Source organism: Microbacterium istanbulense, from assembly GCF_037204145.1.
GTDB classification, from domain to species: Bacteria; Actinomycetota; Actinomycetes; order Actinomycetales; family Microbacteriaceae; genus Microbacterium; species Microbacterium istanbulense.
Map to the genome: position 1 here is coordinate 21,856 of NZ_JBBDGN010000004.1, position 14,599 is coordinate 36,454.

Here is a 14,599-nt window from a genome sequence, read left to right on the forward strand (position 1 = left end):
GCCCTTCGACGGGCTCAGGAACCCAAGAGGAGGAGTATGAGCGCCGTCGCGACAACCGCGCCGCTCGTGGTCTTCTTCTCGAGCGTTTCCGGGAACACCGCACGCTTCGTCGAGAAGCTCGGACTTCCCTCCCGCCGCATCCCTCTGCACAGCACAGAAGAGCCGCTCATCATCGATGAGCCCTTCGTCCTGATCACTCCCACCTATGGGGGTGGTCAGGGGCGCGGTGAAGAGAAGGGTGCGGTCCCCAAGCAGGTGATCCGTTTCCTCAACGACGAGCGCAACCGGAACAACCTTCGCGGAGTCATCTCCGCAGGCAACACCAACTTCGGCGAGGCGTTCTGCCTGGCCGGAGAGATCATCAGCCGCAAGTGTCACGTGCCGCACTTGTACCGGCTTGAGGTATTCGGCACGCCAGACGACGTCGATCGCGTGAGCGACGGATTGGAACGATGGTGGACACAGCAGTGACTGAGCAGGTGGCGTTCAAGATCAACCCTTCGTATGAGGGGCTGGACTATCACGCCCTGAACGCGATGCTGAACCTGTACGACGCCGACGGCAAGATCCAGTTCGATGCCGACAAGCGTGCCGCACGAGAGTACTTCCTGCAGCACGTGAACCAGAACACCGTGTTCTTCCACTCGTTGCGTGAGCGCCTCGACTACCTCGTCGAGAAGGAGTACTACGAGGGTGCGGTCATCGACCAGTACCCGTTCGAGTTCGTGCAGAAGCTCAACGACCTCGCCTACTCGAAGAAGTTCCGCTTCGAGACCTTCCTCGGCGCTTTCAAGTACTACACCAGCTACACGCTGAAGACCTTCGACGGCAAGCGTTACCTCGAGCGCTTCGAGGACCGCGTCGTGATGACCGCGCTCGCGCTCGCCGACGGCGACGAGAAGCTCGCCGTCAACCTCGTCGAAGAGATCATCTCGGGTCGTTTCCAGCCGGCCACGCCGACATTCCTCAACGCCGGCAAGGCGCAGCGCGGCGAGCTCGTCAGCTGCTTCCTGCTGCGCATCGAAGACAACATGGAGTCGATCGCCCGTGGCATCAACTCCGCTCTGCAGCTGAGCAAGCGCGGTGGCGGTGTGGCGCTGTCGCTGTCGAACATCCGCGAGTCTGGTGCGCCGATCAAGCAGATCGAGAACCAGTCCTCGGGCATCATCCCTGTCATGAAGCTGCTCGAAGACAGCTTCAGCTACGCCAACCAGCTCGGTGCCCGCCAGGGCGCCGGTGCGGTGTACCTCAACGCGCACCACCCCGACATCATGCGCTTCCTCGACACCAAGCGTGAGAACGCCGACGAGAAGATCCGCATCAAGACCCTGTCGCTGGGTGTCGTCGTGCCCGACATCACGTTCGAGCTCGCCAAGAACGACGAGGACATGTACCTGTTCTCGCCGTACGACGTCGAGAAGGTCTACGGTGTGCCGTTCGGCGACATCTCTGTCACCGAGAAGTACCGCGAGATGGTCGACGATGCGCGCATCAAGAAGACCAAGATCAATGCGCGTGAGTTCTTCCAGACGATCGCCGAGATCCAGTTCGAGTCGGGCTACCCGTACATCATGTTCGAGGACACGGTGAACAAGGCCAACCCGATCAAGGGCCGCATCAACATGTCCAACCTCTGCAGCGAGATCCTGCAGGTGAACACGCCGACCACCTACAACGACGACCTGTCGTACAAGGAGATCGGCAAGGACATCTCGTGCAACCTCGGCTCGATGAACATCGCGTTGTCGATGGATGCCGAAGACCTCGGCCAGACGGTTGAGACCGCGATCCGCGCGCTCACTGCCGTCAGCGACCAGAGCCACATCCGCTCGGTGCGTTCGATCGAAGACGGCAACGACCGCTCGCACGCGATCGGCCTCGGTCAGATGAACCTGCACGGCTACCTCGCTCGCGAGCACGTCTTCTACGGTTCCGAAGAGGGCATCGACTTCACGAACATCTACTTCTACTCGGTGCTGTTCCACGCGCTGCGCGCGTCGAACAAGATCGCCATCGAGCGCGGTCAGACCTTCGACGGCTTCGAGGACTCGACGTACGCGTCGGGGGAGTTCTTCGACAAGTACATCGAGCAGGCCTGGGTGCCGGCGACCGACAAGGTCAAGGAGCTCTTCGCGGGCAAGCACATCCCGACGCAGCAGGACTGGGTCGAGCTGCGCGACAGCATCCAGAAGCACGGTATCTACAACCAGAACCTGCAGGCGGTGCCGCCGACCGGGTCGATCTCGTACATCAACAACTCGACCTCGTCGATCCACCCGATCGCCTCGAAGATCGAGATCCGCAAGGAAGGCAAGCTGGGCCGTGTGTACTACCCGGCCGCGTTCATGACGAACGACAACCTGGAGTACTACCAGGACGCCTACGAGATCGGCTACGAGAAGGTCATCGACACCTACGCCGCTGCCACCCAGCACGTCGATCAGGGTCTGTCGCTGACGCTGTTCTTCAAGGACACCGCCACCACCCGCGACATCAACAAGGCGCAGATCTACGCATGGCGCAAGGGCATCAAGACGATCTACTACATCCGTCTGCGTCAGCTGGCCCTCGAGGGCACCGACATGACTGAATGCGTCAGCTGCATGTTGTGACGCTTCGACAGGCTCAGCGACCCAGGATCTAGGAAAGACGAATCATGACTCCGCATCAACCGCTCAAGCTCGTTGACCACGTGCAGGCGATCAACTGGAACCGCATCCAGGACGACAAGGACCTCGAGGTCTGGAACCGTCTGGTGAACAACTTCTGGCTGCCCGAGAAGGTGCCGCTGTCGAACGACATCCAGTCGTGGAACACGCTGACGCCTGAGGAGCAGCTGCTCACGATGCGGGTCTTCACCGGGCTGACCCTGCTCGACACGATCCAGGGCACGGTCGGCGCGGTGTCGCTCATCCCCGACGCGATCACCCCGCACGAAGAAGCGGTCTACACGAACATCGCGTTCATGGAGTCGGTGCACGCGAAGAGCTACTCGTCGATCTTCTCGACGCTCGCGTCGACCCGGGAGATCGACGAGGCGTTCCGCTGGTCCACCGAGAATCAGAACCTTCAGAAGAAGGCGCAGATCATCATGGACTACTACCAGGGTGACGACCCGCTCAAGCGCAAGGTCGCATCGACCCTGCTGGAGAGCTTCCTGTTCTACTCGGGCTTCTACCTGCCGATCTACTGGTCGTCCAAGGCGAAGCTGACCAACACCGCTGACCTGATCCGCCTCATCATCCGCGACGAGGCCGTGCACGGGTACTACATCGGCTACAAGTTCCAGAAGGGGCTCGAGAACGAGACCGAGGAACGCCGCCAGGAGCTGAAGGACTACACCTTCAACCTGCTGTTCGAGCTCTACGACAACGAGGTGCAGTACACGCAGGACCTCTACGACGGCGTCGGCCTGACCGAAGACGTCAAGAAGTTCCTGCACTACAACGCCAACAAGGCCCTGATGAACCTGGGCTACGAGCCGATGTTCCCGTCGACGGTCACGAACGTGAACCCGGCGATCCTCTCCGCCCTCTCGCCCAACGCCGACGAGAACCACGACTTCTTCTCGGGGTCGGGCTCGTCGTACGTGATCGGCAAGGCCGAGGCCACGGAAGACGACGACTGGGACTTCTGAAGTCCACGTTCTAGACAGACTCTGACAAGAGTCGACCGGGAGGCCCGGATCTGCAGGTTTCTGCAGATCCGGGCCTCTTTTCGCGCCTCCTTCCGAAGAACACAGGAGGACAGATATGAACGTCAGCAGCCGTTGGGTATGGCACGCGGGTGGCACGCCCGCACCTTCCAGGAGAGAGCGGGGTGGTCCGCTGACCGAAGTTCGGTCCCGGCATGCCACCGACCTCGTGCCACAGCGTGCCATAGGGCGCCTAAAGTGCGGCAAGAAAACCCAGGTAGAAAGCCCTTTTCGGGGCTTCCTGTCCTCTTGTGGCACGGAGTGGCACGAGGGATCGCGTGAGTCCGCTCGAGACCAGTGGAGGACACGATGAGCACCACCAAGACCCGGGAAACAGCAGCAGCCAGGCGAGAGAGCTGGGGGAGCCTTCGCAAGCTCCCTTCCGGCCGCTGGCAGGCGCGCTATCCCGCACCCGACGGTGAGGTCTACACCGCCCGGACAGAGGACGACAAGCCGCTGACGTTTCTGACGAAGACAGACGCCCGCGCGTGGCTCGCAGGCGTTCACACGTTGATTGCCCGTCAGCAGTGGGAGCCGCCCTCGGTGACCGCCGCTCGCCGCCGTGCAGTGGCGGAAGCGGAGAAGGCGCGGTCCATCGGATTCTCCGAGTACGCGGAACGCTGGGTGGCCTTCATCCGCACGGAGCCGAACCGCAGCGGCAGGAAGCGTGCTATCGCCACCGTCCGCGCCTACAAGAGCAAGGTCGACGGGTACCTCATCCCCGAGTTCGAAGACACCCCGATACGGCAGATCGACGAGGCACGTATCCGACAGATGACCGATCGCCTCGACGCGATACCCTCGCCGCTGAATCCGAAGTCGAAGTTCAACGGCATCACGCGACCGGTACTGATCGTCCTCATGATGATCCTCCGCCAGGCAGCCCGAGAAGGAATCATCCCCGCTGCACCGAACATCTCGATCCCGAAGCAGGAGGCGGTCCGGCACGACGCCGACCACGACGAGGACGAAGACGTTGCGAGCCCCGAGCAGGTCGAGGCCTTGTACGACGTAACCCCGGATCACTGGGCGATCATGGTGCTCTTCGCCGCGTGGTGCCAGCTGCGCCGCGGGGAGTGCCTGGGCTTGCAGCGCAGGGACATCGAGTGGCACGACGAGAACACCGCGACCCTGCATGTGCGCCGGCAACTGAACGCGAACACCGGCGACTACTCGGAGAGGCTCAAGAGTGACGCGGGCAGACGGACGCTCAGCATCCCGAAGCTCATGATCGACCGCCTCAAGGATCACCTGCGTGACAACGTCGCGGCCGAGGCCAAAGCGCCGCTGATCCCCACGAACGTCCGTGGCAGCGTTCCTCTGTCCAACACGCGATGGGGATACGTGTGGGCGGATGCTCGAGACCGTGTCGCTGACCTCCGGCCGCGATTCCGGTTCCATGATCTCCGTCACACGGGCCTGACGATCTTCGCCCAGGAGGGCGCGACCCTCGCAGAGCTGATGCGGCGAGGCGGCCACGCCGACATCCGAGTCGTCCTCCGCTACCAGCACGCCACGATGGCCCGCGATCGTGAGCTCGCGGACCGTATGAGCGATCGCGTCCAGGAGCGGATCAACGCGGCCAGGAAGGCATGAGAGTCGACGTGGGACAGCCATGGACACCTATCAGGAGAAAGAGTTCATCAACAAGGGAGGCACTACCATGGCCGTTCACGATCGTTCGCAGCCCCCGGCGCTCAAGCTGATCTCGCTGGCTGTCGCCGCCGACACCTACGGAGTGTCGATCAAGACGCTGCGCCGTCGCATCTCGGACGGCACCGTGAGCGGCTACCGGGTTGGACGGCTGATCCGCGTCGACCCGGACGAACTCCGCGAGAAGCTGCTCATCGAGATCCCTTCAGCCAAGTAGACGCAAGACCAAAGTGTGGGCGGGCCTGAAAGGCCCGCCCACACTTTGCGGTTCACCGTCAGCTCACACAGGCGGCGTCTCGTCGCGCAGGAACGCCGCTTCCGCTTCCGCACGCCGGGTGACGTCTTCGACGACGAAGTCCACGAAGTCCTCGTCCCGGTCAGTGATCGGAATCTCTTCGCCCGCCCGGAGCGGATCTTCGCCGGGCCAGACGGTTTGCCGGGAGGGGCGGTCGCGATCGAGGCGGGTGCCGGAGATCTGTACCCATTCGCGTAGCCGGGTCCGGGCGGCGGCGAAGTCGGTCATGAACGAGATAGCCCCGGCGGCGTCCTGCTCTGGGTCGTAGCAGCCTAGCCACCGGGTGTAGAGAGCGGAGAGCTCCCACACGAGTTCCGGGTGGCGGTGCCACATGGGAGGGACGATCTGCGGGGGGAGGGCGAACTCGTGCCGGAGCCAGTTCACCCATTCGTTGAGGTCGAGCCATTCGTGCTCGGCGTCGTCGGAGGACAGGGTGCGCCAGTTGATCGGGCGAGGCACGGGCGGGAGGTCATCACTCCCGCCCGCGCCTGCCCGGGGGCCGCCGTCCCGTCTCTCGCCTTCGTCGATCTCGTCGGGCTCGTCGTCCTCGATGTCTGGTTCGTCGGACTCGGGCTCGAAGTTCACGTCCGGGTCGCCCGGTTCGGGGTTCTGGGTCGGGTCGTTATCGGCCACGTCACTGCCCTCCGGTAGGGGTTATCGGCCGACCGCTTCCATCGCGGGCGCTTCGGCCTCTCGCGAGGTGGTAGGGGTGGGCGAGCCGAGCTGGGCTGCTCGGTCGGGTTCCTCACGCTCGGCGTCGCGTCCGACTTCGCGGTCGGCGTCGCGTTCGGCCTGACGCTCGGCGGCGGGCCGGCGGTCGATCGTGAAGTCCGTGATGTTCGGGTCGGGCGCGATGCGCTTGGCGACGAACTGCTCATCGGTGCGCTCCTCGCCGTTGACGTTGCGCGTGTACTCGCGGGTGTAGCCCTGCGCGACGATGTCGTCGCCCTTGACGTACCGGTCGGCGGACATCTCGGCGGACTTCCCGAACTGGATCAGGTCGTGGTAGGTCGGGTCGAGCTTGCGGAAGGACCCGTCCTGCTGGGGCTCGTAGTGGTTGATGCCGATGCGGGCGTAGAAGCGCGCCTGCCCGGATTCGGAGAAGGTGAGGCGGGGATCGGCGGAGATGAAGCCGTTGATCGCCTGCGAGGTCTTGATGGCCATGAGAACTGAGGTCCTTCCTGATAACAACGAAACTGTCTGGTGCCCCCGCGGTTGAGCGGGAGGCACCAGACAGGTGCGCAGGTCAGACCCCAAAGGACCGAGAGAACCGGTTTCAGGACGTGTGCAGGAGCGCCTCGATCTCCTTCCGGTCCGTTTTCAGCTGCGCGGCGTCCTTACGGGCAGGCCAGGCGCGCAGGTCGGTGATGATGGGGCGGGCGGTGCGGAGCATTACCACTCCGATCCCGAACGGCAGCGTGCGGATCACGTCCGGGGGCATGATCGCTACGCGGCGGATCGAGCGTTGCGCGGAGCGGTGTCCTTGCTCGCCGATGGTGACGGAGTCGGTGATCTCGTCTCTCTCTCCGATCAGCGCTGAGAGGTCCTGCAGGTCTCGTGAGTTCGATGCGCCGCCGAGGATGACTTTCACGATTGATGCGTCCCACAGCGCGTTGGCGTTGTTCTCGCCCCATTTCTCGCGTGCCTGTGCGAGGGACTGCAGCACTGGCAGGGTGGTGATCCCCGTGCCGCCGCCTTCGGCCATCAGCGTGGGAAGCGAGGGCAGGGGTGCGAGGTTGCCGATCTCATCGAGTGCGAGGAGCATCGGTGGATCTAGTCGTGTGCCTGGTGAGGTGGCGGCGATCTTGCGGGCGGTTTCGACGAGGTCTTCGATGAAGGCGGCCACCAGCGCCGAGGATGCCCCGGCCCCAGCGCCGGTGGCGAGGAGGTACAGGGTGCCGCGATCCCGGATGAATGTCTCGGGGTCGAACCGGTCTCGCGGACCCGGTGTTACTGCGTCCAGGACGCGCGGGTCGGCGAACGCAGAGAACGCGAGGGACACTCCCTGCCAGATCGAGTCGCGCGTCTTGGGGTCGGCTTGTAGCATCGCGTCGAGTGAGTCCGCCCACCCGGGTGCTGCCTGCGGGTTGGATTGCAGTACCCGCACCGCATCCGCGGCAGCGGCGGGGTTCAGCGCCCACTGGTACAGGGTTGCTGCGTCCCGCCCGTCCAGCGCTGCGGCGTGGAGGAGCCCCTGGATGGCGGCGGCGGTCTTGCCCTGCCAGAAGTCGCCGCCGGACACGGAGCCGAAGTTCGTGGCCGTGGCGAGCCCGGTGGCGCGGATCATCGCTGTCAAGGGGTCTTCGCATCCGCGGACCGGTGACCACTTCATGCCCGCGGGGAGTCCTTCAGCGAGGTGCTGAGGGTCGAACACCGCGACCGGTCCGACGCGCTGTCGGGCCTTCAGCGTCGCGGTGAGGTTGTCGGGCCGAGTGGAGGTGGTGATGACGGCGCCGGGAGCATCGAGGATCGCGTTGATCACGACATGCAGCCCTTTGCCCGACCGGGGTGGGCCGATAAGCAGGATGGAGTCCTCCACGGTCGCCCACACCTCCTGCCCTTTCGACCGGCCGAGGAGGTAGCCGACGTCCTCGGGGGAAGGATCTTCCAGCGAAGGCCGGAACGTGCCCGCCCGTTTCCTGAGGGCCTTCGTCCCTGCGGCTTTGGCGACATCGCGCGCAGTGGCGATGCCGTGGAGCAGGCGCGGATCCTGCGCCCGGTTCTCTTTCGCGCGCGCGATGACTCGCCACACCCACCACACGATGATCCCGAGGACCGAGACTGTGATGGCGAGGACCAGCCAGTACACGACCGGGCTCAGGCCCGGCGCGCCGATCGCCTCGCCCGGGGTAGCCGGGGTGAGCAGCACACCGAGCCCCGTTGAGGGCCCGCCGGTGGGTTGCGGGAGCCCGGTGAAGAACGCAGCGGCACTACCGGCGGCGCGAAGCAGCCCGGCCAGGACAGCGAACCCCGCCAGGGCCGCAAGTCCCAAGTTCGCGAGCATCTGGGACGGCTGGTGCGGGTTCATCCCAGCCCTCCGACGATGTGGGTGGTGCCGGAGATCCGCCCGAACAGCAGCACCTCACTGCCGCCGCCTTGCAGTTCACGGTCCTCGATCACGTGCCGCACACGTCCGTATCCGTCGGAGGAGGAATGGCGGATGATCACCGCGAGAGCGACATCTTCACCGGGGACGAAGCCTTCCCCGACTGCCTCGAACAACACCGGCAGCCTGGGGTCCTGTGCGGTCATTCCCGCGGTCTCGGAGGCCAGTTCGGGGTCGGGCTCTGGGACGGGCGGGGTGAGGACATCGGTGTAGGTGGTGCCGCTGTGCTCGACGATCTCCACCCGCACCGGCACCTTCCGCCGTCGCAGGACCTCGTCTATCAGCCCGCCGAGCGCGTGCCTGCCGACGGGCTCCCCTGTGACGGGTGCACCGTCGAGGGTGACGCTGATCTGGTCGTCCGCGTCTACCCGGACGACCAGGTGCGGGAGTGTGATGGGCACCACGAGATCCCCATCGGTTTCGCGTGTCGTGGCGCGATTGCGGCGGGAGCGGCGTGAGGGTGCAAGTTCGCTCATTTTTGCCGCCCGATCATCCGCGTGGTCGTGTCGAACGTGGACAGCTCGTCCGGATGCAGCTGATGCTGGACGGCGAAAGATCGCTCCTTGATCCGCCACAGTCCTTGCCCCGTGCCTAGGCCCGGTAGGAGGGACTGTTCGGTGCCAGTGAGGCCGAGCGCGGTCGCGGTGGTGCCGAGCTGGTCGGCTTCCTGCCGGTAGATGATCCGCGTCTCCGCGTTCGCCAGTAGGGACGACGCCAGGGCCCGCATCGCGGACCCGCTGTCGCCGACGTTGTCGAGGTCTGTCAGCTTGTGGAAGATCAGCATGTTCGCGATCCCGTAATGCCTGGCGAGCCGCCACTGCGCGTCCATGCGCTTGAGCAGCGCGGGATGGGACATGAGACGCCAGGCTTCGTCGTAGATCACCCACCGCTGTCCGCCTTCGGGGTCCAGGAGGGCCGATTCCATCCACGCCGACGAGCACGTCATCAGTACCGAGATGAGGGTGGAGTTCTCCGCCACCCGGGACAGGTCCAGGGAGATCATCGGCAGGGACGGGTCGAAGGTGACCGTGGAGGGCCCGTCGAACAAGCCCTGCAAGTCCCCGGCGACCAGGCGCCTCAGTGCGTGCCCGACGATCCGGCCGTCCTCAGCGAGCCGCCCGTCGGTGTCGTCTGTGCTGTCGGGGTTGAGGATGCGGTCCACGATCATTGGCAGGATCGGGATGTCGTTGTTGGCGACGGCGGCGGAGAGAGCGACGTCGATCGACGTGTGTTCCAACGGCGACAGCGACCGCTCGAGGACGGTCTCGGCCAGTGCGCCGATCAGCTCCCGCCGCCGGGAGGCGACCTGGGCGCCCCATTCGATATCCGTCAGACTGGAGGGCCGGTGGCCCTCATCGAGGGGGTTCAGCCGGTTCTTCAGCCCGTGGCCGAGGACGATCGCCTTCCCGCCGACAGCCTCCGCGACGGGGGTGTGCTCGCCTTTCGGGTCGCCGGGGACGTAGACGCGACGCCCGAACGGAATCGACCGCGTGTATAGCGACTTCGCCAGCGAGGACTTTCCGGAGCCGACGATGCCGGCCAGGACGATGTTGGGGGCGGTGATGACGCCGCGCTTGTACAGCTCCCACGGGTCGTAGACGAACGACCCGCCCGAGTACATATCTTGTCCGACGAACACGCCTTCCGGCCCGAGTCCGCCTTCGGCGAGGAATGGGTACGCACCGGCGAGCGCGGCGCTGGTGTCCTGATGGGAGGGAAGCCGCAGCCCTCGCAGCGAGCGGAGGGCGGCGGGACCTGACTCACCAGATCGGGGGAGGTAGGTGGTGGCGCGGCGCTCGGCCTGCTCCGCCTCCCACTGGGCGCGCGCTTCGGCCTTGCGGGCGGCGACGTCCTTCGCTTGGATCTGCGCGGCGGCCTTCCGGCGGGCGCGGCGCTGCTTGCGGTGCTCGGACTCCGGTCCGATCAGCACCGTCGAGTACACGCGACGTTTCGGGATGCTCACAGCACGACTCCTTCCTGCACCCGCCCGGGCAGGCGGTGTGCAGGAAGGAGGTGCGGGACCGGCGCCCCAGGGTCAGACGGTGCGTGCGAGCGGCAGTGCGGCCGCGGTGAACGCCTGCGCCTGCTGTCCGACCAGCCGCCGGGTCTCGCAGGAGGCTTGGATGGCGGCCTGCTCGATCTTCGAGACCGCCGCTTCCAGCTCGTCCGGGGTGGGGGCGCTGACAGAGATCAGCCCGGTGTAGCGGAGGATGCCGTGCCCGCTGGTGAGGTCGGCTTCTTGCTGCAGCACGTCCTGATACTCGGCGGACTGCTGGGCGTCCTCGACCTGTCCGATCTTCTGGCGTTGTGCGGCGTCGGAGATGTACTCGACCTTCTTCTTCCGAATGTCACGGGCCGCTTGATCCGACCGGATCGGCGTGCACAGTAACGAGAACGATCTCCGCACCCCGGAGGCGAGGAGCACCGGGGACAGGAACCCCGGGTACACGAGCGATCGGGGCCATTCGCTGACCCAGAGCACGGCATGGTGTGCGCTGTCGGAGCGGAGCCCGTTCCAGGTCTCCTCCAACGCAACCGGTCCTGCCGTGGCCAGGTCCTGCCCGAGGTTCCCGGAGCGTTCCAGGGTCGCGGCGATCGCCGGGTCGTACGCGGAGCGTAGGATCACGGCGAGCTGGCCGGGTGTGAGCCATCCGGTGGCTTTCAGCTCGGCGGAGTGGAGCGCGGCGGTGAGGGTGTTCATCTCCTGTCGCAGCACGGCGGCTGCACCTTTCATGCCGCCGCCGGCGGTGCGGATCGCCCGGGCAGCGGCCTTCATGTCCAGGGCGAGGGAGATCGTCGTCGCGTGGCGTTCCCCGGCAGGGCCTGCCCGGTCGATGAGCTCGGCGTAGGTGCGCGACGTCCACGACTCGTCGTCGGGGTTGCCGTGCTCGGCCCACCACTGCGCAAGCCCGCTCCCTGAATCCGGGAGGGTGCGCTCCAGCACCTGCAAGCGGGCGATGCGCCCGGACCGGCAGCATGTCGCGAGGACTCGCCCCCAACTGGCCACGCGGCGTTCCTGCTCGCCAGGGTCCAGGAGCACGAACGCGGGATGGGTGACTTCCAGCAGCGCCGTCAGCGTGGCTGCGTAGGGGTGATGCACCATGACCGCTCCGGTGATCGGGTCTTCGTACTGACGCAGCGCCGCCATGTCCCCCGGGAGCGCGAGGGTCCCGGCGGGGCGGGGCTTGACGACCCGCATCCGGTAGATCGTCTGCTTCACGGTGACCCGCCACAGCCAGTGCACCCCGACGGGCAGCCACTCGACGGTCTTGCGGCCCGCGATCGGGACCCAGGTGATGGCCAGGCAGGTGACCCAGATCGGGGCGGTATAGGCGAGGATCATCCCGCCTCCCGCGTACAGCGACCCGATGAACGCCAGCCCGGCGATCGCGAGCGCGATCACCTGCGATAGCGACAAGCCGAGGATGAGGCCACGCCGGGTGAGGCGGGAGAACTTCACCGCCGTCAGCGGGTAGTCGTCTTTCGTGTTCTGCGGTTTCGCCACGGGTTACTCCTTCCCTTCAGGCGCCGTGTTCGGTGGCGGCGGGTCCTTCGGCGGTGGCGTCGACGACGGGCCAGACGATGCCGACGGTGTGCTGGACGGCGGCTCCTGCGGCGCCGATGGGGCAGACGGCGGGGGTGCGTTACCGGACGGAGGCGGGGCGCTATCTTGGCCAGCCGCTGATGCCTGGTCCTCTGCAGCACCGCCGATCACGCCACCGAGCTTGGGGCCGGCCGTGGCGGCTTCCTTGACGGCCGCCGCCGCGACGACCGCGACTGCGGCGGGTCCGGCCGCTGCCGCACCTCCCGCAGCAGCCCCGCCACCTGCAGCAGTCCCGCCACCACCGGCAGCACCACCGGCAGCACCACCGGCAGCACCACCGGCAGCACCACCGGCTGCGCCGCCCCCGCCACCAGCCGCAGCGCCGCCTCCGGCTCCACCAGTACCAGCAGCGGTCGCACCGCTCCCGCCGTCCGGAGGCGGGGGCGGCGTGCCGCCGCCTCCACCACCCCCGCTGCCGGGCGGTGGGCCATCGCCTTGACCCTTCCCGTCGAGGACTTTCTGCGGGCCGTCGCCAGCGGGCTTGGACGGAGTGGGCACGGGCCGATTCATGGACTGCTTGGCCTCTTGCTCCGCGCTCATCGCGTGGTACATGTCAAACCCGATAAAGGAGATGAACTTGTAGACCATGTACGGCGCGAACGCGGCGACGAACATGAGCACGATCCCCGCGATGGGGTCGGCGATGGATGCCAGGTCAAAGTCGATCGGCTGGGAGACCTGGGTGATCGCGACGAGGAACACCACGACGAGGACGAGCTTGGACAAGATCAGCGCGATCACGAACGACACCCATTTTCCGAACCAGCCGCGGGTGACGTCCCAGCTCGCGCCGCTGATCGCGATCGGCCCGAGCACGATTGCGACGAGCAGCAACGCTTTGCGAATCAGGAGCGAGAACCACACGATCGCCGCGGCGGTGATCGCGAGGCCGGCGAAGAAGATGGTGATGATCGCGCCGACACCGGGAGCGGAGAGGTTGATCGCGGTGAGCCCCGCGGCGAGCAGGGCGATCTTGTCGCCCATCGCTTCCATCGAGTTGCCAGTGGCTTGGATGATGCCGATGGTCAACTGGTCGGTGATCTCCAGCAGCGTCGCGGTGAGCGTGATGATGAGGAACGACCCGAGCACGCTCTTGCCGAGTCCGAGCGCCGCCCGAGAGAGTGCGGTGGGGTCTCGGCGGATGAGGCCGGTGATCAGTTGCAGGCAGAAGAACACGAGCATGATCAGCACGGCGACGCCGAAGAGGATGTTGTAGACGCCGACGTACTCCGGGGACTGGACGTCGACGAGCGTGGTGGTGTCGAAGACATACCAGACGCCCTCGAACAGCCAGGCGGCGGCCTGTCCCATCGCTTGAGCAAGCCAGTCGAAAGGGGCCGCGACGAGCGTCGCGGCCCCTTCTCCGACGGCGTCGCAGACGTTCGAGATGACCGGGACGTCACACAGTGCCATGACGGTCTCCTTCCGGGGCGGTGCGGTGGAGGGGCCGTTCAGACGGCCTGGCCGACGTTCCAGAAGAAGTTGATGAGCGTGACGCTTGCGCCGCAGATGATCGCGGCCCCGCAGGAGACGAGGACCCCGATCTTTCCCCGCCCGGCCAGATGCGGGTTGCTGCTGTTCGCGCCGAAGCCCCAGATGATCGCCGAGATGATCAACGCCAGGACGCTGAGGATCAGGCCGACCGTCATCACGGCGCCGACGATGGTGCGCAGCTGCGCGATGCCGGGCAGCCCCGAACTGTTGGGGTCGATGTCGACCTCCATCGGGGCCAGAGCGGCCACGTGGGGCAAGACGGTGGTGGTGAGATCGAGAACGGCGGACACGGGTGCTCCTTCATGAACCAGGCGGATACCCGGCCAGGCGCCGGCCGGGTATCGCACAGGTGCGCACACCGGACCCCGCACGGCAGAAAGCGGGGCGGTGGAGCCTCGTCTCCTCCACCGCCCCGCCCCTGAGCTCTCGCCTCCCGACCCGGGTTAGAGCTGCCCGCCGATCGTGATGAGCCAGTTCATCCATGCGACCCCGGCCCCGGCAAGGGCGGCAGCACCGAGCGCCGTCCACACGCCGATGCGGGCTTTCGTGGCGACCTGGTGGTGGCCGTTCGCGGAGCCGATCGCCCACATGATCGCGCACACGATGAGCATGAGGACGGCGAGGATCAACACGACGGTCAGCAGCGCACCGATGATGCTCTCGAGCTCGTTCGATCCGCCGACGGCTCCGAAATCGGGGAACACACTCCCGGACAGCACGGGCTTCGTCGGGACGTGGGGATGCGGCATGAAT

At 66.1% G+C, this 14,599-nt stretch carries 14 protein-coding genes; 5 read left to right on the forward strand and 9 right to left on the reverse strand.

What is annotated here, in order from left to right; genetic code table 11:
* The first annotated feature begins 36 nt into the window (after window positions 1–36).
* From nrdI to WDU93_RS05785, 5 genes are all read left to right on the forward strand, one after another.
* Complete coding sequence (nrdI, locus tag WDU93_RS05765) at window positions 37–471, forward strand: class Ib ribonucleoside-diphosphate reductase assembly flavoprotein NrdI (RefSeq protein ID WP_337318519.1); 435 nt, start codon at window positions 37–39, stop codon at window positions 469–471.
* On the forward strand, window positions 453–2,612 hold the full coding sequence (nrdE, locus tag WDU93_RS05770) for a class 1b ribonucleoside-diphosphate reductase subunit alpha (protein ID WP_337318521.1): 2,160 nt from the start codon (window positions 453–455) through the stop codon (window positions 2,610–2,612). Before nrdI ends, nrdE begins: the two co-directional genes overlap by 19 nt.
* 44 nt (window positions 2,613–2,656) lie before the next feature.
* Window positions 2,657–3,637: a class 1b ribonucleoside-diphosphate reductase subunit beta gene (nrdF, locus tag WDU93_RS05775; protein ID WP_337318524.1), complete on the forward strand. Its 981-nt coding sequence runs from the start codon at window positions 2,657–2,659 to the stop codon at window positions 3,635–3,637.
* Between the two features lie 366 nt (window positions 3,638–4,003).
* A complete protein-coding gene (locus WDU93_RS05780; RefSeq protein WP_337318525.1) occupies window positions 4,004–5,290 on the forward strand; it encodes a tyrosine-type recombinase/integrase in 1,287 nt (428 codons plus the stop codon).
* 19 nt (window positions 5,291–5,309) lie between these two features.
* A complete protein-coding gene (locus WDU93_RS05785) occupies window positions 5,310–5,564 on the forward strand; it encodes a helix-turn-helix domain-containing protein (RefSeq protein ID WP_313480966.1) in 255 nt (84 codons plus the stop codon).
* Between the two features lie 63 nt (window positions 5,565–5,627).
* On the opposite strand, the gene WDU93_RS05790 is transcribed toward WDU93_RS05785, so the two are convergent.
* The 9 genes from WDU93_RS05790 to WDU93_RS05830 form a co-directional block, all read right to left on the reverse strand.
* Complete coding sequence (locus WDU93_RS05790; RefSeq protein WP_337318529.1) at window positions 5,628–6,275, reverse strand: hypothetical protein; 648 nt, start codon at window positions 6,273–6,275, stop codon at window positions 5,628–5,630.
* Between the two features lie 21 nt (window positions 6,276–6,296).
* On the reverse strand, window positions 6,297–6,806 hold the full coding sequence (locus tag WDU93_RS05795; RefSeq protein WP_337318531.1) for a single-stranded DNA-binding protein: 510 nt from the start codon (window positions 6,804–6,806) through the stop codon (window positions 6,297–6,299).
* Between the two features lie 112 nt (window positions 6,807–6,918).
* Entirely contained in the window at window positions 6,919–8,670 is a 1,752-nt protein-coding gene (locus WDU93_RS05800) for a type IV secretory system conjugative DNA transfer family protein (RefSeq protein WP_420064043.1), read from the reverse strand.
* A complete protein-coding gene (locus tag WDU93_RS05805; RefSeq protein WP_337318533.1) occupies window positions 8,667–9,149 on the reverse strand; it encodes a hypothetical protein in 483 nt (160 codons plus the stop codon). The genes WDU93_RS05800 and WDU93_RS05805 overlap by 4 nt, the downstream gene beginning before the upstream one ends.
* 71 nt (window positions 9,150–9,220) lie before the next feature.
* On the reverse strand, window positions 9,221–10,690 hold the full coding sequence (locus WDU93_RS05810) for an ATP-binding protein (protein ID WP_420064045.1): 1,470 nt from the start codon (window positions 10,688–10,690) through the stop codon (window positions 9,221–9,223).
* Between the two features lie 93 nt (window positions 10,691–10,783).
* Window positions 10,784–12,253: an SCO6880 family protein gene (locus WDU93_RS05815; RefSeq protein ID WP_337318537.1), complete on the reverse strand. Its 1,470-nt coding sequence runs from the start codon at window positions 12,251–12,253 to the stop codon at window positions 10,784–10,786.
* 3 nt (window positions 12,254–12,256) lie between these two features.
* Complete coding sequence (locus WDU93_RS05820) at window positions 12,257–13,765, reverse strand: conjugal transfer protein TrbL (protein WP_337318539.1); 1,509 nt, start codon at window positions 13,763–13,765, stop codon at window positions 12,257–12,259.
* A 38-nt stretch (window positions 13,766–13,803) separates the two neighbouring features.
* On the reverse strand, window positions 13,804–14,076 hold the full coding sequence (locus WDU93_RS05825) for a DUF6112 family protein (protein ID WP_337318815.1): 273 nt from the start codon (window positions 14,074–14,076) through the stop codon (window positions 13,804–13,806).
* 213 nt (window positions 14,077–14,289) lie between these two features.
* Window positions 14,290–14,595, reverse strand: a complete 306-nt coding sequence (locus tag WDU93_RS05830) for a DUF6112 family protein (RefSeq protein ID WP_074041166.1) — start codon at window positions 14,593–14,595, stop codon at window positions 14,290–14,292.
* Window positions 14,596–14,599 lie beyond the last annotated feature (4 nt).

Coding starts and splice junctions, on each gene's coding strand:
- nrdI (WP_337318519.1), top strand. CDS start 37: ATGAGCGCCGTCGCGACAACCGCGCCGCTCGTGGTCTTCTTCTCGAGC.
- nrdE (WP_337318521.1), top strand. CDS start 453: ATGGTGGACACAGCAGTGACTGAGCAGGTGGCGTTCAAGATCAACCCT.
- nrdF (WP_337318524.1), top strand. CDS start 2,657: ATGACTCCGCATCAACCGCTCAAGCTCGTTGACCACGTGCAGGCGATC.
- WDU93_RS05780 (WP_337318525.1), top strand. CDS start 4,004: ATGAGCACCACCAAGACCCGGGAAACAGCAGCAGCCAGGCGAGAGAGC.
- WDU93_RS05785 (WP_313480966.1), top strand. CDS start 5,310: ATGGACACCTATCAGGAGAAAGAGTTCATCAACAAGGGAGGCACTACC.
- WDU93_RS05795 (WP_337318531.1), bottom strand. CDS start 6,806: ATGGCCATCAAGACCTCGCAGGCGATCAACGGCTTCATCTCCGCCGAT.
- WDU93_RS05800 (WP_420064043.1), bottom strand. CDS start 8,670: ATGAACCCGCACCAGCCGTCCCAGATGCTCGCGAACTTGGGACTTGCG.
- WDU93_RS05820 (WP_337318539.1), bottom strand. CDS start 13,765: ATGGCACTGTGTGACGTCCCGGTCATCTCGAACGTCTGCGACGCCGTC.
- WDU93_RS05825 (WP_337318815.1), bottom strand. CDS start 14,076: ATGGAGGTCGACATCGACCCCAACAGTTCGGGGCTGCCCGGCATCGCG.
- WDU93_RS05830 (WP_074041166.1), bottom strand. CDS start 14,595: ATGCCGCATCCCCACGTCCCGACGAAGCCCGTGCTGTCCGGGAGTGTG.